This window comes from Sphingorhabdus wooponensis (assembly GCF_003933235.1).
Lineage (GTDB): Bacteria > Pseudomonadota > Alphaproteobacteria > Sphingomonadales > Sphingomonadaceae > Sphingorhabdus_B > Sphingorhabdus_B wooponensis.
The window spans coordinates 221112-245482 of sequence record NZ_RWJI01000001.1; the positions used below are offsets into that span (position 1 = coordinate 221112).

Sequence of the window (24371 nt, forward strand, 5' to 3'; positions counted from 1 at the left end):
CGACCACACTAACTCAGATCAAACTCCACGCTGTCAGCGTCAACCAATGAACGGCATTTGTTACTCATTTTTACAAGCTGCTGTGCCAATGGCTGATAGCGTGGGAGCACTTCAAATTGTTCAGCAGCATTCTGCAATCTACTCGCACATATTGCGACTGCGCCGAGACTTGGTTCGGACTGCGATGATCGCAATTTACGCATATAGCTATCGGAACAGCCAAGCCAATGCTCGGAAAATTCGCTCTCGCCAGAAACAATCTGCTTAGATTTAAGATACCCAAAAACTTCCAAAATAGTGTCTTTTTTCATAGTTTTCCTCACTCCGTGATAAATACACTGTCAAAGGTAGAGTGAGAGTTTCTCAATCTATTTATCAAAAGTGAGGTTAAGGCTGGCGCGCCGATTGTAATGCGCTGCAAATCCGTTCTTGGCATGGCTCTAGGGCATTGTGACGGTAAGCAATTCGTGGAACTCACTACACGGCTTCATTGCACTACCCATCGCTTTGCGCTGGATGCCTGAAACGACGACCCTTTGAGTCTGTAGCGTTTGCAATGTCGAAATGGTTGGAAGTCTTGGAAAATAAATTAGACCCCCATAGGCTCAAAGTGAGTGGGAAAGACACTTTACCCCACAAGATCAATGCCAATAGCCGCGATATGAGCTGGCATGATCTGCGTAAGACGGCGTGTAATAGGAGATCGCAAAACCTGCCTCTCTCGTGATTGTATCACGAGTTTCGTCTATATCGTTTAAGCATACCTCAGCGAATGTATAATTCATCATTGCCCCGAAAGGGGCAGTGGTATGGCTCCCTAACGAATGCCTTACCCCGAGTATGTTTACCGAAAACAATTTCAAAGAATTCTAACCGTAAGAATTTCGCTTCTGCGTAATGTGAGCAGAGCAAAGCGATGCGAACATAGCAGCAAGCGAATGTGGGACAGCGAAGCTGGAACGCATGATTATGCTGATCAATGACGATCCAAGTCTTCATTCCCTCTCATTAACAAATCTATCATTCCTAATGAAAATCGCTGAGGTCATTGGAAACCAACAAAATCAGTTTGGAGATTTCTGATAGGATCAAATGTCTGATTAATTTATATTTCTCTCATACGGAAAGTTAATGAGAGATAGGCAAAATGGCAAAAGCAAAGGTTCTTACTAAAGACGAAATCAAACGAGTGATGCGTATCGCTGACACAGGGAACAACGGTCTGCGTGACCGTGTTGCACTGTCGCTCAGCATCTTGGCTGGTATGCGCATCGGAGAAATCGCGGCACTTACGATTGGCGACGTTCGCGGGATTGATGATAAGTCTGTAGAGGTAATCAATCTCAGCAAGCATCAAACGAAGGGCAATCGCTCACGGCGTGTCTTTATTTCAGACGAGCTTCGCAAAATCCTAAATCAATATCTCGCAAAGATCAGCCAGCTTGATGAGAGCAAAGCGTTCATTCGCTCATCGCGGACTGGCAACCATTTTAGTAACATCAGTCTCAGCTTACGCTTCAAAGCTATCTATGCAGCTGCTGGTATCAAAACGAGCAGCCATTCTGGAAGAAGGACATTTGCTATCAGATTGAACGCAGCTGGCATTGGGATGGCTACAATTCAGCAAGCTATGGGTCACGCGAACATCGCTACGACTGCTGGATATTGCTGGGTCAGTGATGAACAATTGGCGAACGCGGTCAACGTAATCTGAGGTGTCCTCAAGTTAGAAAGTCATTTTGTCGATAAAAGAGCTGAAACACCAAACGTTGACTGCCCGTTCGCTGAAACTAATAAAAAGTCGACAATCCCGTCGTTATTAATTTCAGTCGGGAATATGTAGTCATACGAATTTGGCTTAAACTCAGAGTTCCATGATATGGATGATGGTTGTATCGAAACTTGTGATGCCGTCCTTCCGTCTATGATTATACCGCCTCTGATACCGAAGGTATCAATTCGGCTCTTTTTTATTAACCTTGTCTGAAAGAATATACCCTTTCTTCCGCTGGTATCCATCTCCGTGATAATGAACTGGTTTGAGACCCAGTCCGAAAATTCCGCAGTGTCCACGTTTGGAAGAGAATACTTAGAGGATATACCTAAATCATTGTTAACTAATTCGAAGCTTGAGTCAGACTTCTGAGCGAAATAAAGAATCCGCTGAAACTTAACGCCTGAAATAGATTCAGCGAGTGCTATAAAATCTTGACGACCATCATTGTTGAAGTCGAACACTTTGATTGCGTTATACCCCTCGCTGTCATTCATGTCGATCGTTGTGGGTGTGCCGCGAACTGATAGGCAATCGGTTTTTATAGGTTTCCCGTCTCTGTCTAGATAGACGACCGATCCTTGATCAGCGCGGGAAAAGCCAGCAGTTACGAGATATGGCATTGAGATCGCCGCAAACGAGCCATTAGCTAGCTTTATTAGCGCTGAACTGCCTGAGTTTTTCACGATATCACCGGGAGATGCACACAGATTAGCAGTTAGATTTATAGATCCGTGCCCATTAGCGTTTGAAGCGAACAAAATTAAACGCTTGTCAAGCGAGAGCAGGTTAGAAACGGCGAAATCTAATTTGCCGTCATTGTTGATATCCAATGGATTATTACTCGAGTGCCAAAACTGTTTTCCAAGCTCTTTCGCAAACTCAGTTACAGACCACACGCCATTAACTTTATCCATTCTCCATAGATATGATAAATCTAGGTTATCAAAGTTCCCAAGCTCACTTTCTCGTCCTGAATCACTCATGACAAGACTATTTGAACCGTAACCAAAGTTACCTTCAATTATATCATTAACAAATCCTGCAATATATTTCGGAATAATTGGATTTTTGTCTACAAATATTCGATTTTGCGAATCGAAAGACAGTGTCAAAAAATCTTGATCATTGGGTGATCTTGTTTTTGTGTTAAATTCTCCACCAGATGGAAACATAAACGATTTTTTGGGATAACCGTAGAGGTCAAATGCCCCGTACCCTGCGCGAGTACGATAATTGCCTATTGTCTCTCTCGGCACCGTGACAGAATTAACGGTCTCCACCCATCTCAATGTCGATGAAAGAGACGGAGCAGGCGGCGCAACTGGTGCTGTCGTTGTTGGTATTTGAACTGGAGCTGGGCTGGCGCTATCGCCACCGCCGCCACAACCTGTCAGAGCTAGCGTTATCGCAATAACTGATAACCAACCTTGCTTGTTCATGCCTAGCTTCCAATAATTTCGTTATTGAAAGTTTGTTACATCTGGACAGGTTGGATGCAATAAATAACGCTGACTATCGGGTTTTATCGAGGTGATTTCAAACCTACATGAACGCTGGGGGCACCGGAATGCAAATGATTCAGCAAGCTAGCATCGCAATGACAGCAGACTGCTGCTGGGTCAGTTATGAGCAATTGGCGAATGCCGTTAATGTGGTCTGAGAGTAACCTTTCTCACCAGCCCTTAAACCAATAACTCAACACAGATTCAGCAGGCTTATTTCTGATGCTGGCAGAGAAATCATAGCAAGTATCATTGACCACGTCTTTTTTTCTAGGGTTATCTATGTAGTGATATCCCCAGCTAAATATTCCTTTTACAATACCTGAGCCGTCCGAGCTCTGTTCATTGACGATTTCAGCAGCCGATTGATAAATGTCTGCCTGTGTTTGATAGTTCCGCGTTTCTGATTTGAAATATGAACATGGGTACGCAGACTCAATGTATTCATTTGTGACGAGTCCAGAATGGACAGAAGGCGTACCAATCATCAAAAATATCGGAACTTTCGCGGAAGATATCGAGGCAATCTGATTTTTTATATTTTTTGTAATTCGTGTTCTTGGCTGAGCGTCCAATAATGTTTCGCCGTTCTCGGCAAAAATTGGGCTGTAAAGGCTGAGCCCTACCTCATCAAAAAGCTTGATGAACGCAGTGCGTTTATTGACATCCGAAATGTTAAGAAAGCCGTTAGTGCCAGCGCCTGTTCCAGAAAAATATGATATTTTCCCACTGAAACCAGCGTCTCTGACGGCTTTGATAAGTGCAGCCCACCTAGAATTTCCTCTAGTTACCATGTAGTCTAGATTGAAACCGAGTACAAATTTCGTCGCACCAGCTCTCTGCGCAAGCGCGGCTCTTTCTGCCAGAATTGACTTATAGGCATTAAACCAAGCATCCCAAAATGGATCGTCATCAGAGAGCTTACTAATCGCGGCACCAAATTTAGGCACAGTCCAAGTGTCATTCCCCAGAGTATCTCCGGGATAGATCCCCATCATAACTGTAAAATCCATGCCACGTGATCTGGCTAAATTGCCCATATCTAAAATCACTTGGTCGGGCGGAAAATATTTGCCGACAAGTACAACGGACTTTGCGTCTACATCCATCGTTTTGATGATAGCGGAATCAGCATAAACAACATTGTTCCCGCCGATATTTTTTATTCTGTCAAAGGTGGTGGGGAAATATCCTCCGTTGTAATAATCCATAAGCCAACCGCCAGCATCATGCGGAATGATTGCCTTTGTAAAATTCGGCTGTTTGTTAATTGTATCGGCTTTGTATAATCCGATTTGTATCGGCGTACTGTCTTGCGCTGTGTAAGGATACCAAGATGGTTGATACCCCACTTTAGTCACGGAAAGCTGAGAATATTCGCCAGCAGATTTCGGTGTTTCAACGCTAACAGTTTCTTGAGTTAGGCTGGCAATAGCTGAGGTCACCGATGCTGGATACGCGACGGTTAGCGACCGCTCATATGTTTGGATATTTACAAATGTGGTTTGAGGCGCCGCTGGAGCAGGCGGCGCAACTGGTGCTGTCGTTGTTGGTATTTGAACTGGAGCTGGGCTGGCGCTATCGCCACCGCCGCCACAACCTGTCAGAGCTAGCGTTATCGCAATAACTGATAACCAACCTTGCTTGTTCATGCCTAGCTTCCAATAATTTCGTTATTGAAAGCTTGTTACATTTGGAGAGGTTGGATGCAATCAATAACGCTGACAACGCCAAAGGGAGCTTTGTCCACTCATCAAACTCTTTATCTTCGTCCCAACGATTGACTGCATAGTAGTGAATTATCTCACTCTTCTCAGGTGTGAGAGGAGGTTTTTGGACAGTGATAACTGGGTTATTTTCGAAACCACTCACGTAAAACACCCTCAGCGGGCTTGTTTCTAACGGTGAAGCCAATGTTCGGGTATGCAAAGCGCGGATAGAGGTTGTCCGTAACAAAATAGTCGTTGGCAAAAACCACTAAATTATTCGTGTTTAAGCCTTTAACATAATCAAGCTGAGCTTGAATTACGATTGCCTGAAGCGCGAAATCCACCTCCGTTTGCTTCTGGATGCATTGTGAATTGGACAATTCAAGAGCGTTAATTGCAGCCGTGCAGCCGGTTTCCTCAAGGTAGCCAGGTTCCGAGAGCGCATTGCGTCGCGATTGTATGCCAACGGATAGAAACAACGGTTTGCCGAACTTAAGCAGACCAGTGATGTTGCTGTTCAAGGTCGCTTTGTATGATTGCGGTGTAAGCACGTCGCTCTCTGCTAAGGTCCATGTTTTATTGGACCACATGCCAGTTTCTATAAAATCGATCTGCCCCAGATATTCGCTGCCAAAATCAAACCAATCATTATCGGTTATGAATGTCTTCCCTTTGTAAACGCTTTTTACATCCTTCGCGATCTTGAGATAGCTGTTATAAAACAGAGCTTTTTCGGCGCTTGTTTTTGCCTGTAAGGTATTGAATACACAGAAATTGCAGCCCATGTCCCAAACATCTATACCGATGGAATTATAAAAAGCAGCTCGTTCCCGCATGAATGAGCCAAACGCGCTGAACCATTTTTCATAATTTTGAAGGTTGTTTTCAGGTGTCGGCTTAAAATACCCTTGCCTGTCTCCAAAAACCTGAATCTGGTTCCATAAGACAACTTTAAGACCGGCCCTGTGAGCTGACTGAACAAAGGACCTGAGGTTATCGTCTGAGATAGGACCGAAACTGTCGTCCGCGTCAATGATCGAATAGGATCCATTTTGGTTTTCCGTAATCCAATTCCATTGGGTGATTTTCACATAACCAGCATCTAATCTAGCAATCCTTTGAGCCGTTTTCTCCAGCTCCTTTTTCAGAGCTCCTGCGCCGTTGTTACAACCATTAGGAGCATCTGCTGATCCTTTCAGAACAAATGCAGGGTTGTCGTCCAGCATTATGTCTTTGATGGTGACGCCACGACCGATTGCCTGATTTAAGGGGGCGCCAGTCGCTTGAGGCAGCGATCGTCCTCTTAGCCATGATTGTGGATATGTGACTACGTCCAAATCAAGCTTACAAGGATCGGTTGCGAAGTCTTTTGGATCAGTCGTGGGGACTGTAAAGCCATTCGGATAAGGAACAGACGTAACGGTGCTAACAGAGTAGAGCGGCGTCGTGGGAAGCGCAGGCGATACTGGGCTAGGAGCAGGTGAAGGGCTTAGAGTTGGTATCTGCACGACATTGGTATCGGAGGACGAAGAACCGCCTCCGCATCCAGCAAGTGCTAACAGCGTAGACGCCAGTACGATCTTCCAACCTTGCTTCTTCATAAATAGATTCCAATTATTTTATAATTGAAAGCTTGTTACATTTGGAAAGGTTGGATGCAATAAGGAACGCTGAATATTCGGTTGTATAGTATATCGCCTTGAACCAAACTCTTATACTTGGTTCCTTAGGCTCCAATGCTCCAACAAAAGTGGCTGTGATCTGTAGCAGTTTACCCTTGCACCCTGCTCTCGTTGCGATAACATCATTTCAATTCTGGAAGAAATTGTCGCGATATCGCGAGGGGGGCGCATGACAAAATTCTCACTTCTTTTGGGGCTAGCTGTTTTATGTTCGGCCTGTCGTAACGAAGCGCCATCAAGCGCTGAAAATCAAATTGCAGAGCCCGCTGGAGCTGAGGCAAGCACTCTTGCACAGAACCTAAATAAATGGTTTCCGATCGCGGATGAACTAACTGATTGCAGCGAGCTTGCATTCGTTGCGGCCGAAATTTTCAGCAATTCACGCCAAGCAGATATTGCCGTCGGCCTCGACAAAGCCATAGAAGAGCAGCAGATTTTGTCGGCCCGACTTCGGCTACTGGCTATTAAAGTGGCCACCTTTGACGGAGCTTCCGAGCAAGATTACATCAAACATTTAGTTGCAAGAGGACCGCAATATGCGCGGTTTATCGCCAACCCGTCGTCCTTCGACCAAGATGCCGCTGCTCAGTCGAAGCTCAATTCCTGTATGCAAACCATCAATTCTGACCCAAGGATATTAGAGCAGAGAAACATAGTTTTTCAGATGTCGCCACAACAGCTTATGAACTAGTGCCATGAAAAGAATTCTCTACACTGGTTTGCTACTACCCGCGATCTCGTTGGTAATTTCAGCTTGCGGTAACTCAAGCGAAAGTGCTGAATCCGCTGCCGCCGATGCGATCCAAAATTCCACATCAGTTGCAACCCCAACTGCTCCTTTAGTAGCAATTTCCGAAGTCAATTGGCTTGATAAAAATTCGATAATTGCAGCAGCGCCCAGTGTTGAAGAGGGCATGACGAATACTCCGCTCGGAAACGCGTTTCCGCGTCTGAAAATCGATACGTGTCAACTAATTGATAAAATTGACTTCTATGGTGATGATTCGTTCTCACTTCGAAGAAATGATGTGCCCGAGGGTTTGAGGAAATTTGCACTGGTTAAAAGTAGTATTGGCGATTTTATAATGTTTCCAGATGGATCTTTCGTTGGCGGATATGGAAATACCAACGAAATACTTATGACGAATATAAAAGGTTTTCCTGAAAGCATGAATTTTGCGGAAGAGGCATATAAGTCATTTGATTTCGTCCAACTTCCTGAACTTGTTGTGGATGGCTATCTAAACGTTCAAACTTGGAAGATTGATCATCCACGAGATACGGATGAAAATAGTACTATTTATTATGACGAGGTAGGAAATCATACACTAATCATATTGGGAGTATCGGGAAAAATCAGCAGCTATATGCCTGGTACAAATATACCTCGTCATCTTTTTCTGCCTGATCTAAGATATGCATATTTTCATGATACGAGATATATATCTAATGAAGATGAATATAATAACTGGATTGGTGTCTGCACTACCACACTCAATGTAGAGTGATCACATTCAACTCTCTTGAATAAATAGCTGCGATATCAAGTGCTGAAGAATAGTTGAGAAATATGAAAAAACATAGCTGGAAAGCCTTTATTCTCTACGTGCCTCTTGTTATGAGTGGCTGCGCGGACAGTTCAAATGACTCTTCTGGCCAATCCATGGATCAACTGAGAGCTGAACTTGAAAAGTCTGCTGCCGAGCTTGAGGCAATGCAAAAGTCGCTGGAGGCTGAGCGTGTTCAAGCGGAGCAAGAAATGCGAATGTTTCCTGATGGGACTTACGAATATTCTTCGCTTGTAACCGGAGGATATCAAGAGTGCCGCGCGAACACTCGATGTCTGACACTCGCCGAATATGAAAAAATATGCAGCCGCGTGTCTGGTATAACGGTTGGGCTGGCTAATTCCTGGACGTTCGATGGTTCAGGGGGTGAGGCTTTCAATCAACTGATCCGTGGGGGCAGCATCGAAAGCATTGAGCCTCGATGGCTGGGGAAAGAATCTTGGACGGAAGACTCTGGCGTTGAAGGCGCATGCGAAGTGAGGATCCAAGTATCAGGCATATTTGATGGTTCTTCAACTCGTGAAACAGGAACGACACATGCTAAGGAGTTTGTTGTCACTGACGGAGACGTTCTACTTAGTCGCGGTAGCATCTCAGGAATGGGCATTTAGAGATTATGGAATCCTTCGCATTTTGCACTACACACCAGAGCGCAGTGAGGCCTTAAATGCGCGGTTGGTTGAAAACTGCTCTTCTCCATGCGCTTTTGATTTTTGCCGTTGCAACAACATTCGGCCAATCATCAGCGTATGCCCAATCTAATGTGAGCTCAAAGTCCTATAAATTCTATGTTCTTTATGAAGAATTTGAGGATCACGATAAAGCGAGAGACTATATATTAAACTACGATCTAAACTCGGTAATAGTCTACTCTGAGGGCCTATACTTCGTTGCAAAAGGTCCTCTCACAACTCAGGAGCAGATCTCATCTGCAATAGCTGAAGTTGGTCGAAAGGCGCGTGAGCAAGGCATTTGCAGGCGTTTCGATTCTACTCCCGCGGGGCGTGCGCCGCGAGCATATATGTCGACGGGCTTCAAAAGAAATTACAGCGATTACGATCCTCAGAAATATCTCGGAATAACTGAGGTAAATCTTAATGATGATAGACCGATCCCCGTTTTCGATCTCTCGGGAATATCCGCTTTTCTCGGAACGAGGGTAAAATTCTATCAAGCGGTTGAATGTCCCGTTTCTGAGGTTAATCGGGATTTTTGGGAACTGACTAATGGCGAAATGAGTCGCCAATATCTCGACATAACGGACATCAGGCAGTCAGGAAACTGGCGATCTATCGATGTTATCCAAGATTATGATTATGCTGCAAATGCTCGAGACGACAAAAATAAAAAGTTCAATTATTTTTCCAAACAACTCGAATACGTTTTTGAATGTGGTTTGGAAGAAGTAAATTATGCTATTATTCAAAATGAGATGTATTTCATTGGAGGTTTCACCCAGGGTGAAATGATACATCATTCAGAGTATTTTCGCGTATCTGACTTAAGATTGCCTATAATAGCTGAGGCATTGTTTAAAGTTTGCTCTATGCCTTCGCATAGCGCAGAGATCCAATCTTTAGCTATGTATGCCGAACAGATCGCCAAGACGAGAGCGAAAGATGAGGAGCTGGCGGCAAAGGCGTACGAAGAGTCGGTGAAACAGGCTGAATATGAGGATGCAAATGCTCCTCGAGGTTATTTTTTAAGCTGCTCGGGCGACGAAGAATATCAGAATACAATCGTTCGGGCTTTCAACTGCAAAAGCTATAATTCCATTCTATCTTCACTGCAGTGGGCGTGGCAGACACTTAGGCAGCAAAAGCCTGAGTTTGAGGACACTTGCTACGATGCGATACTGCAGCTGAAAAAGCTGTCTTCCACTGCGCCGCATGTAATTCCTGACGCTGCATCAGGATTTCTCACACGGTGTAACATCGGTTTGGCGTGGGTGAATGGCCCAAGCAAAGCACAGTCGGCTCGTCGGGCAAAGTAGCAGCGAGCGTAAAAGGCGGCCCAATGCAAATTGCTTCGAATTACCTCGTGAATTCATTTCTTAGGGTTTCGTGTTCATCGACTGGTGCGTAGTAGTGGACATTTCACCCTTCTCAGGTGTCAGTGCGCTTGTCTCAAGCCTGATGATTAAGTCACGTTTCAAACCGTGAGTGCCAGCCTTAAACAGCTCCAGCCCACCTTGCATATAGAGTTCAAACAGACTGTCGTGCAGCCGCTTTTGGCTTTGGATTAGCTTGTCTTTCATCGTGCAATTGCCTGCGCAGCTTTGCGAAATGCGACCTCATCATTCTGTGCCCCATAGACATACCCACGCAACGCTCGTTGTTGATCAGTGGGTGATGGCTGAGCTTGCTGTTTCTAGGACGATTGTGCTGGACGCTCCTGAGAACGGTCCTCTGAGTCGTTTTGGGGCTGTGGGGTATCATCAATGCTTAGCTTTGGCTTAGGCTGCTTCTGGGCTTTCTGAGGAGCAGGCTTCGGCGGCTTTGCTCTGCTGCTTGAGCGACACTGTTGCGCAAGCGCCGTGTTTCTCTCAGCTAACTTTCCATACAGTTCCCCTGCCACAGACAGAAACAGGTCAATGTCCTGCTTGATCGTCTTGCTCTCTTCCTCTGACGATAGCTGCACAACCATCGCCATCCATCGTTTCAATTCTTCTCTTGCGTCCATATTTTACACTCCTTGATGAGTGTATTTATCACTAAGTATCAGGTGTTTGGTAAGGATCAGGATAGGATCATATCTCCAACGGCAGCATGATCGTCATCTCAATAAGGAGATGTAACGATGACTATGAATATCCTAAAAAGCCTTTCGCTGTCGGTTCTCCCGACCACACAGCGCATTAGCCCAGAGCAGCACCGACGGAACAAGCTTCTCACTAAACTTGCTGAGCAAAAGTTGATTGCTGAGGCTGATCGTGAAGGAATCCTGCCGAACATTATGCATCGTCGCTGGGTGATAACAGACGGTGGTTCTAAGGCACTTGTTGATGTGCCTAAACGCATCAAGCGTTGGTGGTTTCAGGATGCGGTAGGTAACTGTCTGCTTGCGATAAGGTATGGCAACAAGGTGCTTGAACTGGAGAAGGGTAAGGGCGCTATCATTGTCGGGAAACCCGACCAGCTTATCCCGACAATCGACAAGATCATTGCTGCTATCAACGCGGGTGAACTGGATGCTTTGCTTTCAGAAATGGGGCTAACGCGCCCAATCAGGAAAGTGCAAAAGTGATGTGTGGGTCGTGTTGCCCGACAATGGCCATACGACCACCTAACGCTCTTTCGCTCAAAAGCTCATTGCGCGGGCATCAGATTGGGGGGCGTATTCATTCAGTTGCATTGTGTCGATAATTTTCCCAGACACTAGCCAAGAGTTATTTAGGCGCAATTGGTCGGCACGTAAGAGGTGAAGTATGGGAAAGCCGAAGTTCAGTTTGTTGGCGCTTGGTATAGTGTTCTCCTTAAGTGCGTGTGGCAGCGATACTGCGCAGCGCAGCGCAGCGCCGCCAGTGATTATCGCGCCTACGCCTACGCCTCCGACTGCACCGCCTCCGCCACCTGCTCCTCCGCCTTCGAGCATAACATCCATTGAACGGGACATTGCGCCAGCGCTTACCAACGCCGCGCTTACCGACAATTTGTCAGCCCATTTTGCAATTAACCCAGCATCGGCATCCATGCGAAATCGCCTGTTCGTGATGTTGCCTGGAACTACTGCGATTCCACGCTTCTATCGCTTAATAGTTAGGGCAGGAGCGGCGCGTGGCTTTCACAGCATAGGCTTGACCTATCCAAATGATGAGGCAGTTGGGACAATCTGTGCATTTTCTCCGCGATCTGATTGCGCAGGCGAGGTACGCAGCGAAATTATCACGGGTATTGATACAAGTCCGCTGGTGTCAATTTCCCAATCAAACTCCATCACAGGACGCCTCGTTGCACTGCTGACATACATGCATAGCAACTATCCAAATGAAGGCTGGAGCCAATATCTTGTAGGCGGCGCTCCGAACTGGTCGCTCATAACCGTTGCAGGCCATTCACAAGGCTCAGGACATGCCGCTTTCATGGGCAAGCTTCATGTCCTTGATCGCATAGCAATGTTTTCGGGCCCAGGTGACACTGGCAATGCAAATGGTTTGCCTGCTCAATGGACTAGCTTGCCCAATGCAACGCCCGCTGCGCGCCAATATGGTTTTACGCACCAGCAAGATGAACTCGTGCCGTTGGCTGCGATTGAGTTGAATTGGAGCCAAATCGGTCTTGGTGTCTTCGGGGCATCAACGTCTGTCGACGGACGCGCTGCACCTTTTGGCGACCGACGACAATTGACGACCAACATCGCAATTCCTGTAAGTCCATTATCGCCCTCGACTGCTCCAGCGCATAGCGGCACTGTGGTTGATGTTGTTACGCCGCTAACATCTGCGGGAGAGCCACTATATCTGCCCGTCTGGAACTACATGGTGTTTCCATAAAATGATGTGTGGGTCGTGTTACCCGACAACGTGAATATTACACGGATTTTTAGCATCAGCTAAACTGACGCTGTGACTTATCTGGCTGTAATTTCACATAAAATATGATCGGGTAAACACGACCAACATATTGAAAATGGGGTATTTTTCTAATTTATACTATACAACAAACTATACAACTATGTGACAAATGCACTGTAAATGCATGGTTTGTGCATTATTCGTAATGCGGGGGTCGTAGGTTCGAATCCTATAGGCGGCACCATATTTTCCATGATGCGCACTTTATCGCGGAGACCGTGTTTCGGCCCGCTATTTTTTGCCTTTGCGGCCTTTCCGGGCGGCATATTTGGCATCGCGTTCCAGCTTGCGTTCTTCTTCGGTTTTTGTGGGCACAGAAGGTTCTGCCGACATTTGTGCGCGTTCTAGCTTCGCGGCTTTTTCCAGTTCGCGTGCCGCTAGCTTTTCTGCGCGAGCCTTCGCTTGCGCCTGTTCGCGCGCTTCGGCGGCGGCGCGCCGTGCGGCAAGCGTTGCTTCGTCCAGTTTCGGTTTTGCGCGCAGCCGGTTAACGGCGTCCAGCTTCGCCTTATTGGCTAAGGCTGCACGCTCTTGAAATGACGGCTCTTTATATGAAGACATATTTTTGTGTGATCCATTGGGTGTGATGGGCGCCGCAGCCTAAGCCAAGGATTACCGTGAACAGCGCCTTAGGGATAAAGCTGCCAGACAGCAAATTGCAATCCGCTTAGGGTTCACGCCAAGGTGACAAGTCCAATGACTGCGCCGGTCATGGCAGAGGCCATATTGCCCGCGATCCAGCTTTTCATGCCAAACGCCGAAACCTCCGCGCGTCGTGTGGGCGCGAGCGTGGCGATGGTGGATACCAACAGGCCGACGCTGGCAAGGTTTGCCACCCCGCATAAAGCATAAGTGATAATCAGCTTGCTGCGCGCGTCAAATGTGCCGGCGGGCAGGGCGGCGAGATCCAGATAAGCGACATATTCGTTGAGGATGGTCTTTGTACCCATCAAGGCGCCGGCAGCGGGGGCTTGGTCCCATGGAATGCCAATACTCCACATCAACGGCGCGAACAGCCAGCCAAAAATGCGTTTGAGGGTAAGGGGCTGTGCATCCATTTGGGGCAGCAGGGCCAGCAATTGGTCGGTCAAATTGACCAATGCGAACACGACGATGATGATCGCGATGACGGCCAGCACCAATTGAATGCCCTCCATCGTCCCTTTGATGACTGCGTCCATGCTGCTTTCATATTTCAGGTCGGCGTCGGCATCTTCTGCGCTGATGCTGCCGTCGCCGGGGACCATCAGGCGCGCAATAAGCACGGCGGCGGGTAAGGAAATCAGCGAGGCAACAATCATATGGCCCACGGCGTTCGGCACCGTCTTGGACAAAGTGGTGGCATAGAGCACAAGAATAGCGCCGGAGATGGTCGCCATGATCAACACCATGATCATGAACAATTCGGAACGGCTCATCCGTTCAAACCATGCGCGCAACACCAGCGGGGATTCGACCACGCCCAAAAACATGGTCGCGCCGCCGCCCAGTCCCACGACGCCGCTAACGCCTAAGGTCTTGCGCAAGGCCCATGACAGGCCACGAACCGCCGCGCGTAAGATGCCCCAATGCCACAACAAAGCCGAAAGCGCGGAAAAGACGATGATGAGCGGCAATATTTGAAACGCGACGATGACCGGCTGTTCCACGCCGGGCTTGAGCACAAAGGGAATGGGCGCGCCGCCGGTATAACCAAACATATAGCTGGATCCGACCAATGTCGCCTTTTCCACGGCCGCCACGGCATTATTGGCATAGCCGACCAAGGTCCAGATGAACGGCACGCGGGTGACCGCCAACGCGAGGGCGATTTGCACAAAAAGCGCGCCGAAAATCCAACGCCAAGACGGCCGTGCAGCGCGATCTTCGGACAAGGCCCACGCCAATGTCAGGATCAGCGCGATGCCGATTAATCCCTGTCCCTGCTGCAAAACCGCCATGCCATCGTCACCCCAACTGCGCTTGAGCCTTGGCTTAGCCGCTTTTGACTGCAGACGTTACCCCAAAAGCGGGGATGCTGCCTTTGCTCCGCTTAAGTGGGCAGGACGCGTTGCAGCAATCCCCTTAATCACTGACGGCTTAGTCATCAGTCCGCGTTATAGGCTTGCTCTCCCGTCCAAAAAATGTCTGCTCGAAGCCCAAGCTGCCAAATATTCGACCAGCTACGCTGGCCCCATCTGCAGAGGACAGATTGTGCAACCGCTTCTCAGATTATTTAGGATTAGTAGCCTAGTTACGCCCGGTTTATTCGATCAGTAATGTAGCTGAATGCCATCCCGGATAAAACGAGCGCTGAAACCGCTATAAAATAGCTTTGTATGTCGACCTTTTGGATATTTTTATCAAAAAAATACCAGACCGCTACAGCTGAAAAGAGCACCGCGAATAGCGAAACCAACCTTGCCTTTTTGATTGTCCTTTTAAAGGATCCTCTTTGCTGGAACGAACCCAATACCGCACAGTGCTTTAGAACTGTGCGGTAGTTGTAAAGGTTACTTTTTCTTCACTTCCTTGGAATCTAATTTCGGAGTGGTTCCCGCGCCTCCCGAACTTGCAGCCCAGCCGGCCCCGATCGCCACTAATCCCATGGTCATTGACACCATAACAAAAGCTGACGCTCGGCCAAGGTTAAGGCATTGCAATCGCTGCGTCTCCAGACAAGCGATTGCGGTTACCGGCAACGGCTTCAGGCCGGAATAACATACGCTGTCATGAACTTGCGAAGCGCGCGTATACCACCACTAAAGGAAAGCCGGCTAGGAACGAAAAAGACATTCTAATCGCTAGCGAAAAATCAGTTTGCGCAAAAAGGTAGCCAACCAAGATCGCGATCATTGGAACCATAATGAGCCCCTCAATCACAGCCAGAGATTTGACAGAATCACGCTTGCTCACAAGAGCTACCAAAGGAAATAGGCCCATAAGTTACTCCTGATGAAAACGAAAATTTACACTAAACCATTTCTTAATTTTTATTTCTCGTACTGTCGATTCTTCCCGAGGCATAGGCACCAGCTACGCCTACCGCTGCACCAACGATTGCCCCAGTCCAAGTTCCAGTTGCCCCTGCAATTGCACCTCCGACCATTCCACTACCTATCGCAGCCAAAGCTCCGCCAAAGGTGGCACCAGTACCATTGCCGTTTCCAGCGTGCCCGGCGATGTAATTATATCCGCCAAAGATGCCCCCGACAACGCCCCCAATCGCTCCTCCGGCAGCGCCTACGCTCCCAGATACGATCCTGATTTCATCAAAGCTCAATTCCTGAATTCCGTCAGCGGGTGCAAAGGCGGCATGTTTATCCATATACGACATAAGCGCTTCTCCATCTTGCATGGGGCTACGTCATTGCAACCCGAGAGCAGGCTGCTCCGCCGCCGCCAAATTGTCGAGGGTTCAGAGGGCTTAAATTTTCGTATACTAATCGTTGGTATATCAAAAATGGATCGCGCGCGCAGAACGGCGTCTCGCTCTGGCGTGCATATTTGGTCCGCTGCGCATCGAACGATAGACGCGACAGACCTCAGCCTGCGTTGGGGCGACGATAAAGTTAAAATACGCAGCATCTAAAAAAGAATACCCCTGTCGCGCAGAGGGCCACGATGCGCGCCCTTATATTGTGCCGCTTAAGTGGGTAGGACGCGTTGTAGCAACCACATGACGGCTATGCCGCCAATGGCATATGCGCTGACCAGCTGAACGCGGGCGGCGTAGAGCGCATGTACGCGACGGAGCGCCCATAAGACCAACATCGCCACGGCGACGATGACAAGCTGCCCCGCCTCAACGCCCAGATTGAAGGTTAGCAATGCCATGGGCACTTCGCCCTGCGGCAATCCGATTTCGGCCAATGCCCCAGCAAAGCCAAAGCCATGGAGCAAGCCAAAGAGAAAAGCGACGACCCATGGAAAACGCTCTGACAAGCGTAGTTCACCGGGTTTGCGTTTGACGATTTCGACGGCGAGGAAGACAATCGATAAAGCGATTGCGGCCTCAACCGGCGGGCCGGGGACGCTGATAAGTTCATGCGTTGTGGCCACCAAGGTCAGCGAATGGGCTATCGTGAAGGCCGTTACCGTTGCCGCCACGCGCCATGCGCCATTGAGCAAAAGCACAAGGCACAGCACGAACAACAAATGGTCATATCCCATCAATATATGTTCGACGCCGGTCACAAAATAGGTCCGCGCGACCTGCCATCGGTCGGCCTTTTGCAGGATTACAGCCGATGGGCTGGCAGGGGTTAGCCGGGCGGCTTGCGTGATGCCATTAGCGGATTGATAGCGCAGCAAGGCGTCGGCTGGTGTATTTTCCATCCCACTTAAGCGGACCGAGCGGCCAGCCAAACTTGTGTCGCAGTCAATATCCCAACGCGCCAGCAAAGCGGCGGCGTCCACACTGCGTACCGGTTCGGTTGCCTTACAATCATTGGGAAAAACGGGAACCACGCGCGCGGCAAGGCCGGGCCTTATGGGTGCTTTCCATGTAATTTTATATTGGTGCGCTGCGGTTTCCCGCTCGCGGATTTCCAAATAGCCCGGTTGTAAATCGTCCGCGCGGGCAACCGACGTGAAGCCACTGGCGAGCAGGAGCAAAAGGAGAAAGCGGACAATCACGGCTTGGCGATACGAATGTCATATCCGTCGAGCAGCGCCTGATAGGCGGCCGCTTCGCGTGTGGCCTGCGTTTCGGCACGCCAGTCATTGGACACGCGCTGACGAATGTCGGACAAAGGCGGTGTCCCCGAGGCAACAATGTCGCGCACGCGCACGGCGTGCCAGCCAAAACCAGATTGGACTGGTCCGCTCCAACGCCCTTTGGGCAAAGTGCGCAGACTGTCGGCAAAGCCATCGCCAAATTCGCGGCCAATGCTGTCCGACGCCGCCTTTTCCAGGCTTGCTGATACGCTCAACGGCTGCGCCTGCACTTGCTTTCCGGCGTTCAGGGCAAGGATGGCTGCTTTCGCGGCCTCTGCATCGTCGCCCAAAAATCTCTGGTCAAAACTGAAGGCCGGTTTTTCGGCATAGCGGATTGTGTTGGCGGCATAGAAGCTTTGCAACGCGGCTTCGGTTGGTTCCATATTCTGGATTTCGGCATTTGCCAGAAATTCCATTTTGGCGCGTAGACGGCGGCGGATGACGGGATCATCGACGTCGAGGCCAAGGCGCATGCCTTCGCGAAAATAGATTTCTTCTTTGATATAATCGCGGATCAGGCTGTCGAGTTGCTCTTGGGTGGGCGCGCGCCGCCACGTCTGTTCCCATACTGACGCCAGCCGGGTAACGTCTGCTTCATTGATGGTGATGCTGCGGTCGAGGCTGTCTTCCCCGCCAAACTGCCCCATCAACAGGAACAGGGCCGACCCTGCGCCAAGGAAATGCACCAAAGGCTCTCGCAGGGCCTGCTTCATCCAATCATATGTCATAATATGCTAACCCCGGGGCCAGGACGTTCCACCATGATAAGCGGCGCGTCGCCCTTTGGCGTTTTATAAGCTGATTCAATTTTGGCCTGCACATCTGCCACACGCGCACGCGGCATGATCGCCACAGCTGCGCCGCCAAATCCTCCACCCGTCATTCGTGCGCCCCCTTGATGGCCAATCGCATATTGCAAGATCGCTACCAAATCATCCATCGCAGGAATAGTGATTTCGAAATCGTCGCGCATCGATTTATGGCTTTGCGCCATCAATGTACCAAGCGTGACAAGGTCGCCTTTGGCAAGCGCATTGGCTGCGTCCAAGGTCCGCTGATTTTCGGTGATGACATGGCGCGCGCGGGCCGTGGTGACCGCGTCGAGATTGGCTGCGGCCAACATGTCCAAATCCGCGTCACGCAGGGCGCTTACCCCCATCGCTGCGGCCGCCGCCTCACACTGCCGCCGGCGCGCGTTATAATGCCCGTCCACCAAACCGCGGGTGACGCCGGAATGGACGATCATGATGGCGACATCATCGGAAAGGGGGGCGTCAGTTAACTCTAAGCTGCGGCAGTCGATCAACAGCGCATGGCCCGCCTTGCCTTGCGCCGAAATCAACTGGTCCATGATGCCGCATTGGGTACCGACAAAATCGCACTCCGCTTTTTGTGCAATTTGCGCGAGGCGGCTGTTGTCGATGCCGATGCCGTTCAGCGCCAAATGGGCCTTGCCCACCGCCACCGCGAGCGCCGCGGATGAGGACAGGCCAGCGCCTTGGGGCAGGTTGCCCGCAATGGCCATTTTAGCCCCGCTGAGGGCGTGACCTGCATTTTGCAATGCCAATGTCATGCCGCGCACATAATCGGCCCAGGGCTGCTTTAAATTGCGTTCTGGGGGTGTTTGCAGACTGAACGTGTCGCGCGCATTGTCGAAGTCCGCAGCGACCACTTCGACAGTGTCATCATCGCCCGTGCTGATCGCCACCATATTGGCAGGGCCAATCGCGCAGGGCAGGACAAAGCCGTCATTATAATCGGTATGCTCACCAATCAGATTCACCCGCCCGGGCGCCCGCACAACAAGGTCGGGGGCATGGCCATAATGTTCCGCAAAGGTGGCGGTCACACGATCCAATAGCGCTTGGTCGCGTGTGTTCATCGCTGGCTCCGGTAATGGATTTTGTCCGTGGCGCGTAAATGTGCGGCAGCGGCCTCCGGTGTCAGGTCGCGTTGCGCTTCGGCCAGCATTTCATAACCGACCATGAACTTGCGGACACTCGCGGAGCGCAACAAGGGCGGATAGAAATGTGCATGCAATTGCCAATGCGGGGCATCGGGCGTTGCGCTGGGTGCGCCATGCCAGCCCATGGAATAAGGGAAGCTGGTCTGGAAAAGATTGTCATAAGCGATGGTCACCGCCTTCATGATATCCGCGAGAGCATCCCTTTCTTCTGGCGCGAGCGCGTGCATGTGCTGAACGGCAAAACGCGGCAGTAAAAGGATTTCATATGGCCAGCTTGCCCAATAAGGCACGACCGCAATCCAATGGTCATTCTGTGCCACCGTTCGCGCGCCGTCATCCGCCTCTTGTGCGGCATAGGTTAGCAGCATTGCCGATTGATGTTGTTCAAACCATTCCGCTTGCGCTGCATCCTCACGCTCGGGTTCGGCGGGAACATAATCGGTCGCCCAAATCTGCCCATGCGGATGCGGGCTGGAGCAGCCCATCATCGCGCCCTTATTTTCGAAAATCTGGACATAAGCATGGACAGCGGAAAGCTCTTTTTCCTGCGCGGCCCAACTATCGACCACAGTACGGATGTCGGCCACCGGCATTTCCGGCAACGTCTTTCCATGGTCCGGTGAAAAACACATTACTCTACAGGCTCCATTGGCAAGAGCCGCACGAAACAAGGGTTTGTCTTTTTCTACTCTACACCCTGCGCTGGGCATCAATGCGGCAAAGTCATTGTCGAAAATAAAGACATTTTTGTAGTCAGGATTGCGCAATCCGCCCGCGCGTTCATTGCCCGCGCATAAATAACAATCGGGATCGTGCGCCGGCCGTACGGCGGTGTCTTGTATATCTTGCTGCCCCTGCCATGGCCGCTTGGCGCGGTGCGGCGATACCAAAATCCATTCATTTTTCAATGGGTTGAAGCGGCGGTGGGGCTGCTCATGGAATGACATTGGGAAGTGTCCAATCAATCGGCGGGAGCCCGTTGCTAACCAGAAAGGCGTTGCATTGCGAGAAATGTTTGCAGCCCAAAAAGCCGTTATGCGCCGACAAAGGCGATGGATGCGCGGCCTTCAACACGAGATGGCGACCGCTATCCACATGCGCCGCCTTTTTATGGGCATAAGCGCCCCACAGCATGAACACGACGGGTTCTGCCTTGTCGTTCACCAGCGTAATAATTGCGTCAGTAAGCTGCTCCCAGCCCTTTTTACTATGCGACGCGGCTTTTGCCATTTCGACCGTGAGAACGCTGTTGAGCAGCAGCACGCCTTGCCGCGCCCAATGCTCCAAAAAGCCGTGACGTGGGCGGGGGATACCCAAGTCGCTTTGTAACTCTTTGTAAATATTGAAAAGACTTGGCGGAGGGCGCACGCTCGGTGGCACGCTAAAACACAGGCCATGCGCTTGCCCCGGCCCATGATACGGGTCTTGCCCCAAAATGACGACGCGCACTTTGTCCAGCGGCGTGAGTTCAAGCGCACGGAACCATGCGCCCTGCGGCGGGTAAATCGTCTTGCCTGCGGCAATCTCGGCGGCGAGAAAGCCTTGGAGCGCCAAGGTCTCTCCTGTAGCAAGCGCCGCCTGCAGCGGCGTCTGCCAATTTTGTGGTAGCGCGAAAGCGGTCATTCGGCCTTGGGCGGTGCCGTCAGCAAATCGGTCCAAGCCTTCGCCTCTTTGGATGTGGCAGGGCCAAGCAATTCCATTGCATGGCGCAAACGCTCGCGAATGATGTCGCGGCCCAAATGCGCAATCGCGTCGAACAAAGGCACACCCTGCGCACTGCCGGTGATGGCGATGTAGAAGGGACGAATGACGTCTTTCAACTTGGCGTCGAGAACCTCGGCGGTACGGCGCAACGTGGCTTCAATGCCTTCGCGGTTCCATTCGATCATATTATCGAACTGCTGCAAGCCAAGGGTATAGGCCGCGCGCTGTGCATCTTGCTCAAGCTTCACACCATCGCGCAGGCGCTCTACGGTCATGCCGTCAATCCGGTTCATGAAGAACATCGCGGTCAGGCCACCCAAGTCCGACATTTTGGTAATCCGTGCCTGCGCCATTTCAGCGATAGGGGTGAGGTAGCTATCATTGAGCGCCCATGCTTTCACGGCATCCAAGAATTCCGAAACGCTGAGTTCTTCGCGCAAATAGCGGCCATTGAGCCAGTCCAGCTTTGACGTGTCGAACACGGGGCCGCCGAGCGAGATATTGTGCACGTCAAATTCATCAATAAGCGTTTGTAGCGAGGTTTTCTCATCTTCTTCGCTGGCCGATTTGATGAAAAGGCCCAAGAAGTTCTGCATCGCCTGCGGCAGGTAACCTGCGCGCTGATAATATAAGATACTGGTTGGATTTTTGCGCTTCGACAGCTTCGATTTGTCGGCATTGCGGAGCAACGGCAAATGCGTAAGCACGGGCGGTTCCCAGCCGAAATATTGGTACAGCAATAGATGCTTTGGCGCGGATGAAATCCACTCCTCACCGCGCATGACATGCGTGATGCCCATCAGATGGTCATCGACAACATTGGCGAGATGGTAGGTCGGCAAGCCGTCCGACTTCATCAGCACCTGCATGTCAACAACCGCATATTCGAACGCAATTTCGCCGCGCAGCGTATCTTGCACAATGCATGTGCCCGTCGTTGGAATTTTCATCCGGACAACGTGCGAAACGCCTTCACTGTCGAGCTTTGCGATATCGTCAGCAGTTAGCGAAAGGCATGCGCCATCATATTTTGGTGGTTGCTTCGCCGCCATTTGCGCCGCGCGTGATGCCGCCAGCTTTTCTGGCGTACAATAGCATTTGAATGCATGGCCATCGGCCAGCAACTGGTCGCAATGCGCGGTGTAAATCGCGCTGCGTTCTGACTGGCGATAGGGACCGTGCGGGCCGCCAACATCAGGACCTTCGTCCCAGCTAAGGCCCAGCCAACGCAGCGATTCTAAAATCATTTTTTCTGATTGCGGTGTTGACCGTGCCTGATCCGTATCCTCAATCCGCAACAGAAATTCGCCCCCATGCTTCTTGGCAAAGCAATAATTGATGAGCGCAATATAAGCGGTGCCGACATGTGGATCGCCAGTGGGGGATGGTGCGACCCTGGTGCGGACAGGACGGGTGATGGCATTCATGATGGAGACTTCTTTCAATGTCGGTTCGGCGGCCCTCTAACAAGCTGCAGCCCGCTTGTCATCTGTGCGGTGCGTTGCCGGAAATTCGCTTAGGGGTAAAGTCTGCCTAGCGGAAACCTGTGAACGGGCGTAGCGGTTACGCTTAATGCCACAGATTCTCCCCAAACTCATGTCGCTTGGTACTGCCGTACCGCAACACCGTATCACGCAAGCAGACGTTTTGGCGATTTTGGCGCAGGCCAAAGGGCAGGCCCTGCCGCCGCGCATGGCTGAAATATTGGGCAACACAGGCATATCGCAGCGCCATATAGCAATGCCGCCCGAATATTATTTTGACGCCAGAAGCTGGGCAAAGCGGGCAGGCGTTTATGAGGTTGTTGCCGCACAGATTTTTGAAGCTGCGGCCATGCAGGCTTTGGCGCGGGCAAATTTACAGGCCGCTGACATAGGTCAGATTGTTTTCGTTTCCACGACGGGAACAATGACGCCCAGCCTGCCAAGCCGGATGATCGCGAAAATGGGTTTCGCGCCTAACACGCGCTGCGTGCCTTTATTTGGCTATGGTTGTGCAGGCGGTGTTATCGGCCTTGGCGTTGCCGCTGATCTGTTTCTTGCCTGCCCCGACAAACCGGTCCTGCTGGTCAGTCTTGAGCTATGCAGCCTCGCTTATGACCATGCGCGCATGGATAAAAAAGATATGGTCGCACTGGCCTTGTTTGCCGATGGCTGCGCAGCTGCGGTTATCGGGGCGGGGGCAGGGCCGCAATTGGGCGCGTTTGCGAGCCATGTCTGGCCCGACACCCTCGATATGATGGGCTGGCAGATTGGCGATACAGGATTTGATCTGGTGCTAGCACGCGACATACCTGTTTTCGTGAACAGCCATTTTGCGCCCGTATGCGACGCATTTCTCGCTCAGCAAGGCCTGACCAAAGTAGGCATGGCTGAACCCGCCTGCCACCCGGGCGGTGGGCGCGTGGTCGATGCGCTATCCGATTATCTCGGGCATAATCTGTCCGCGACGCGCAGTATCTTGCGCGATCATGGTAATATGAGTTCGCCGACGGTGTTGTTTGTGTTGGAATCCTTGCTTAGCGCAGGGTCGATTAGCAAGCCGACCTTGCTAACCGCGCTTGGACCCGGCTTTGTGGGCGCGATGGGAGTTTTGACGCCATGACAATATTTGATTGGCCGTTGTGGGCGATGGTGGTTTGTATTTATGTTATCATGCAGCGGCTGGCGGAACTGGTCTATGCCAATGCCAACACGCGTCGCTTGCGCGCTGAAGGTGGTCGTGAGCATGGCGCGAAACATTATCCTCTGTTCATACTGCTCCATAGCGGGTGGTTGATCGCTATCACCTTGTTTGCAAGGCCTTCCCCCGCACCGAACATGCTTTTGCTTATCATCTTTATCGCAAGCCAAGCCTTCCGTTTCTGGACGCTGGCGAGTATTGGCCGATGGTGGACCACGCGGATCATTAGCGCGCCGCATTTCCCCCGAGTGAAGCGAGGACCCTATCGTTTTATCAAGCACCCCAATTATGCTTTGGTCGTTGTGGAGATTGCTGTGTTGCCCCTTCTTTTGGGTGCGCCTGCGATGGCGATTATCTTCTCGATACTGAATGCCGCGTTGCTATGGTGGCGGATCAGGATCGAAAATGATGTGCTGATGGAGCGGGTAGGCACTACTTGACCCAATAGCCATCGGACGCTAATGGCGCGCATTCTCGGGACCAGAAGGGTGATTCTTTCTGGCACGTGGGAAA

General features: G+C 50.5%; 24 protein-coding genes. 9 read left to right on the forward strand and 15 right to left on the reverse strand.

The window, feature by feature from the left end; genetic code table 11:
• Positions 1–8: 8 nt before the first annotated feature.
• Positions 9–311, reverse strand: coding sequence for a DUF6626 family protein (locus D7D48_RS01160; protein ID WP_125229552.1), 303 nt, complete (start codon positions 309–311; stop codon positions 9–11).
• An 836-nt stretch (positions 312–1147) separates the two neighbouring features.
• Between D7D48_RS01160 and D7D48_RS01165 the strand changes: the two genes are divergently transcribed.
• On the forward strand, positions 1148–1714 hold the full coding sequence (locus tag D7D48_RS01165; RefSeq protein WP_125229553.1) for a tyrosine-type recombinase/integrase: 567 nt from the start codon (positions 1148–1150) through the stop codon (positions 1712–1714).
• Between the two features lie 20 nt (positions 1715–1734).
• Here the strand turns inward: D7D48_RS01165 and D7D48_RS01170 are convergent, their stop codons facing one another.
• The 3 genes from D7D48_RS01170 to D7D48_RS01180 form a co-directional block, all read right to left on the reverse strand.
• Complete coding sequence (locus D7D48_RS01170; RefSeq protein WP_125229554.1) at positions 1735–3216, reverse strand: hypothetical protein; 1482 nt, start codon at positions 3214–3216, stop codon at positions 1735–1737.
• 233 nt (positions 3217–3449) lie between these two features.
• Positions 3450–4931, reverse strand: coding sequence for a glycoside hydrolase family 113 (locus D7D48_RS01175; RefSeq protein WP_125229555.1), 1482 nt, complete (start codon positions 4929–4931; stop codon positions 3450–3452).
• Positions 4932–5131: 200 nt separating this feature from the next.
• The gene (locus D7D48_RS01180; RefSeq protein ID WP_125229556.1) at positions 5132–6589 is read right to left on the reverse strand and encodes a glycoside hydrolase family 113; all 1458 of its coding nucleotides are present in this window, start codon (positions 6587–6589) and stop codon (positions 5132–5134) included.
• A 250-nt stretch (positions 6590–6839) separates the two neighbouring features.
• Between D7D48_RS01180 and D7D48_RS01185 the strand changes: the two genes are divergently transcribed.
• From D7D48_RS01185 to D7D48_RS01200, 4 genes are all read left to right on the forward strand, one after another.
• Positions 6840–7361 carry a hypothetical protein gene (locus D7D48_RS01185; protein WP_125229557.1) on the forward strand — a complete coding sequence of 174 codons (522 nt, stop codon included), beginning with the start codon at positions 6840–6842 and terminating at the stop codon, positions 7359–7361.
• 4 nt (positions 7362–7365) lie between these two features.
• Entirely contained in the window at positions 7366–8178 is an 813-nt protein-coding gene (locus D7D48_RS01190; RefSeq protein ID WP_125229558.1) for a hypothetical protein, read from the forward strand.
• A 62-nt stretch (positions 8179–8240) separates the two neighbouring features.
• Entirely contained in the window at positions 8241–8849 is a 609-nt protein-coding gene (locus D7D48_RS01195) for a hypothetical protein (RefSeq protein WP_125229559.1), read from the forward strand.
• Between the two features lie 56 nt (positions 8850–8905).
• Positions 8906–10231, forward strand: a complete 1326-nt coding sequence (locus D7D48_RS01200; protein ID WP_125229560.1) for a hypothetical protein — start codon at positions 8906–8908, stop codon at positions 10229–10231.
• 60 nt (positions 10232–10291) lie between these two features.
• On the opposite strand, the gene D7D48_RS01205 is transcribed toward D7D48_RS01200, so the two are convergent.
• Positions 10292–10495, reverse strand: coding sequence for a hypothetical protein (locus tag D7D48_RS01205; RefSeq protein WP_125229561.1), 204 nt, complete (start codon positions 10493–10495; stop codon positions 10292–10294).
• A 548-nt stretch (positions 10496–11043) separates the two neighbouring features.
• Here D7D48_RS01205 and D7D48_RS01215 point away from each other — a divergent pair.
• A complete protein-coding gene (locus D7D48_RS01215) occupies positions 11044–11484 on the forward strand; it encodes a DUF6641 family protein (protein ID WP_185739745.1) in 441 nt (146 codons plus the stop codon).
• A gap of 54 nt (positions 11485–11538) precedes the next feature.
• Here the strand turns inward: D7D48_RS01215 and D7D48_RS01220 are convergent, their stop codons facing one another.
• On the reverse strand, positions 11539–11931 hold the full coding sequence (locus tag D7D48_RS01220) for a hypothetical protein (protein WP_125229564.1): 393 nt from the start codon (positions 11929–11931) through the stop codon (positions 11539–11541).
• Between the two features lie 19 nt (positions 11932–11950).
• Here D7D48_RS01220 and D7D48_RS01225 point away from each other — a divergent pair, with 19 nt between their 5' ends.
• Positions 11951–12730 (forward strand): BPSS1187 family protein, encoded by a 780-nt coding sequence (locus tag D7D48_RS01225; protein ID WP_425452538.1) that lies wholly within the window; start codon positions 11951–11953, stop codon positions 12728–12730.
• A gap of 312 nt (positions 12731–13042) precedes the next feature.
• Here D7D48_RS01225 and D7D48_RS01230 read toward each other — a convergent pair whose 3' ends face one another.
• The 9 genes from D7D48_RS01230 to gltX form a co-directional block, all read right to left on the reverse strand.
• Positions 13043–13369 carry a DUF6481 family protein gene (locus D7D48_RS01230; RefSeq protein ID WP_125229566.1) on the reverse strand — a complete coding sequence of 109 codons (327 nt, stop codon included), beginning with the start codon at positions 13367–13369 and terminating at the stop codon, positions 13043–13045.
• Positions 13370–13482: 113 nt separating this feature from the next.
• Positions 13483–14748 carry a NupC/NupG family nucleoside CNT transporter gene (locus tag D7D48_RS01235; RefSeq protein WP_125229567.1) on the reverse strand — a complete coding sequence of 422 codons (1266 nt, stop codon included), beginning with the start codon at positions 14746–14748 and terminating at the stop codon, positions 13483–13485.
• Positions 14749–15773: 1025 nt separating this feature from the next.
• Entirely contained in the window at positions 15774–16124 is a 351-nt protein-coding gene (locus D7D48_RS01240) for a hypothetical protein (protein WP_125229568.1), read from the reverse strand.
• 311 nt (positions 16125–16435) lie between these two features.
• Entirely contained in the window at positions 16436–17425 is a 990-nt protein-coding gene (locus tag D7D48_RS01245; RefSeq protein WP_125229569.1) for a HupE/UreJ family protein, read from the reverse strand.
• The gene (locus tag D7D48_RS01250) at positions 17422–18234 is read right to left on the reverse strand and encodes a peptidyl-prolyl cis-trans isomerase (protein WP_125229570.1); all 813 of its coding nucleotides are present in this window, start codon (positions 18232–18234) and stop codon (positions 17422–17424) included. Before D7D48_RS01250 ends, D7D48_RS01245 begins: the two co-directional genes overlap by 4 nt.
• A complete protein-coding gene (gene galK, locus D7D48_RS01255) occupies positions 18231–19388 on the reverse strand; it encodes a galactokinase (protein WP_125229571.1) in 1158 nt (385 codons plus the stop codon). Before galK ends, D7D48_RS01250 begins: the two co-directional genes overlap by 4 nt.
• The gene (locus tag D7D48_RS01260; protein WP_125229572.1) at positions 19385–20419 is read right to left on the reverse strand and encodes a UDP-glucose--hexose-1-phosphate uridylyltransferase; all 1035 of its coding nucleotides are present in this window, start codon (positions 20417–20419) and stop codon (positions 19385–19387) included. The genes galK and D7D48_RS01260 overlap by 4 nt, the downstream gene beginning before the upstream one ends.
• On the reverse strand, positions 20406–21095 hold the full coding sequence (gene ung, locus D7D48_RS01265; RefSeq protein WP_125230825.1) for a uracil-DNA glycosylase: 690 nt from the start codon (positions 21093–21095) through the stop codon (positions 20406–20408). Before ung ends, D7D48_RS01260 begins: the two co-directional genes overlap by 14 nt.
• Positions 21092–22621, reverse strand: coding sequence for a glutamate--tRNA ligase (gene gltX / locus D7D48_RS01270; RefSeq protein ID WP_221738612.1), 1530 nt, complete (start codon positions 22619–22621; stop codon positions 21092–21094). Before gltX ends, ung begins: the two co-directional genes overlap by 4 nt.
• A gap of 127 nt (positions 22622–22748) precedes the next feature.
• On the opposite strand from gltX, the gene D7D48_RS01275 reads away from it, so the two are divergent.
• Positions 22749–23780 carry a type III polyketide synthase gene (locus D7D48_RS01275; protein WP_125229573.1) on the forward strand — a complete coding sequence of 344 codons (1032 nt, stop codon included), beginning with the start codon at positions 22749–22751 and terminating at the stop codon, positions 23778–23780.
• Positions 23777–24298, forward strand: coding sequence for an isoprenylcysteine carboxyl methyltransferase family protein (locus D7D48_RS01280; RefSeq protein ID WP_125229574.1), 522 nt, complete (start codon positions 23777–23779; stop codon positions 24296–24298). The genes D7D48_RS01275 and D7D48_RS01280 overlap by 4 nt, the downstream gene beginning before the upstream one ends.
• The last annotated feature ends 73 nt before the right edge of the window (positions 24299–24371 follow it).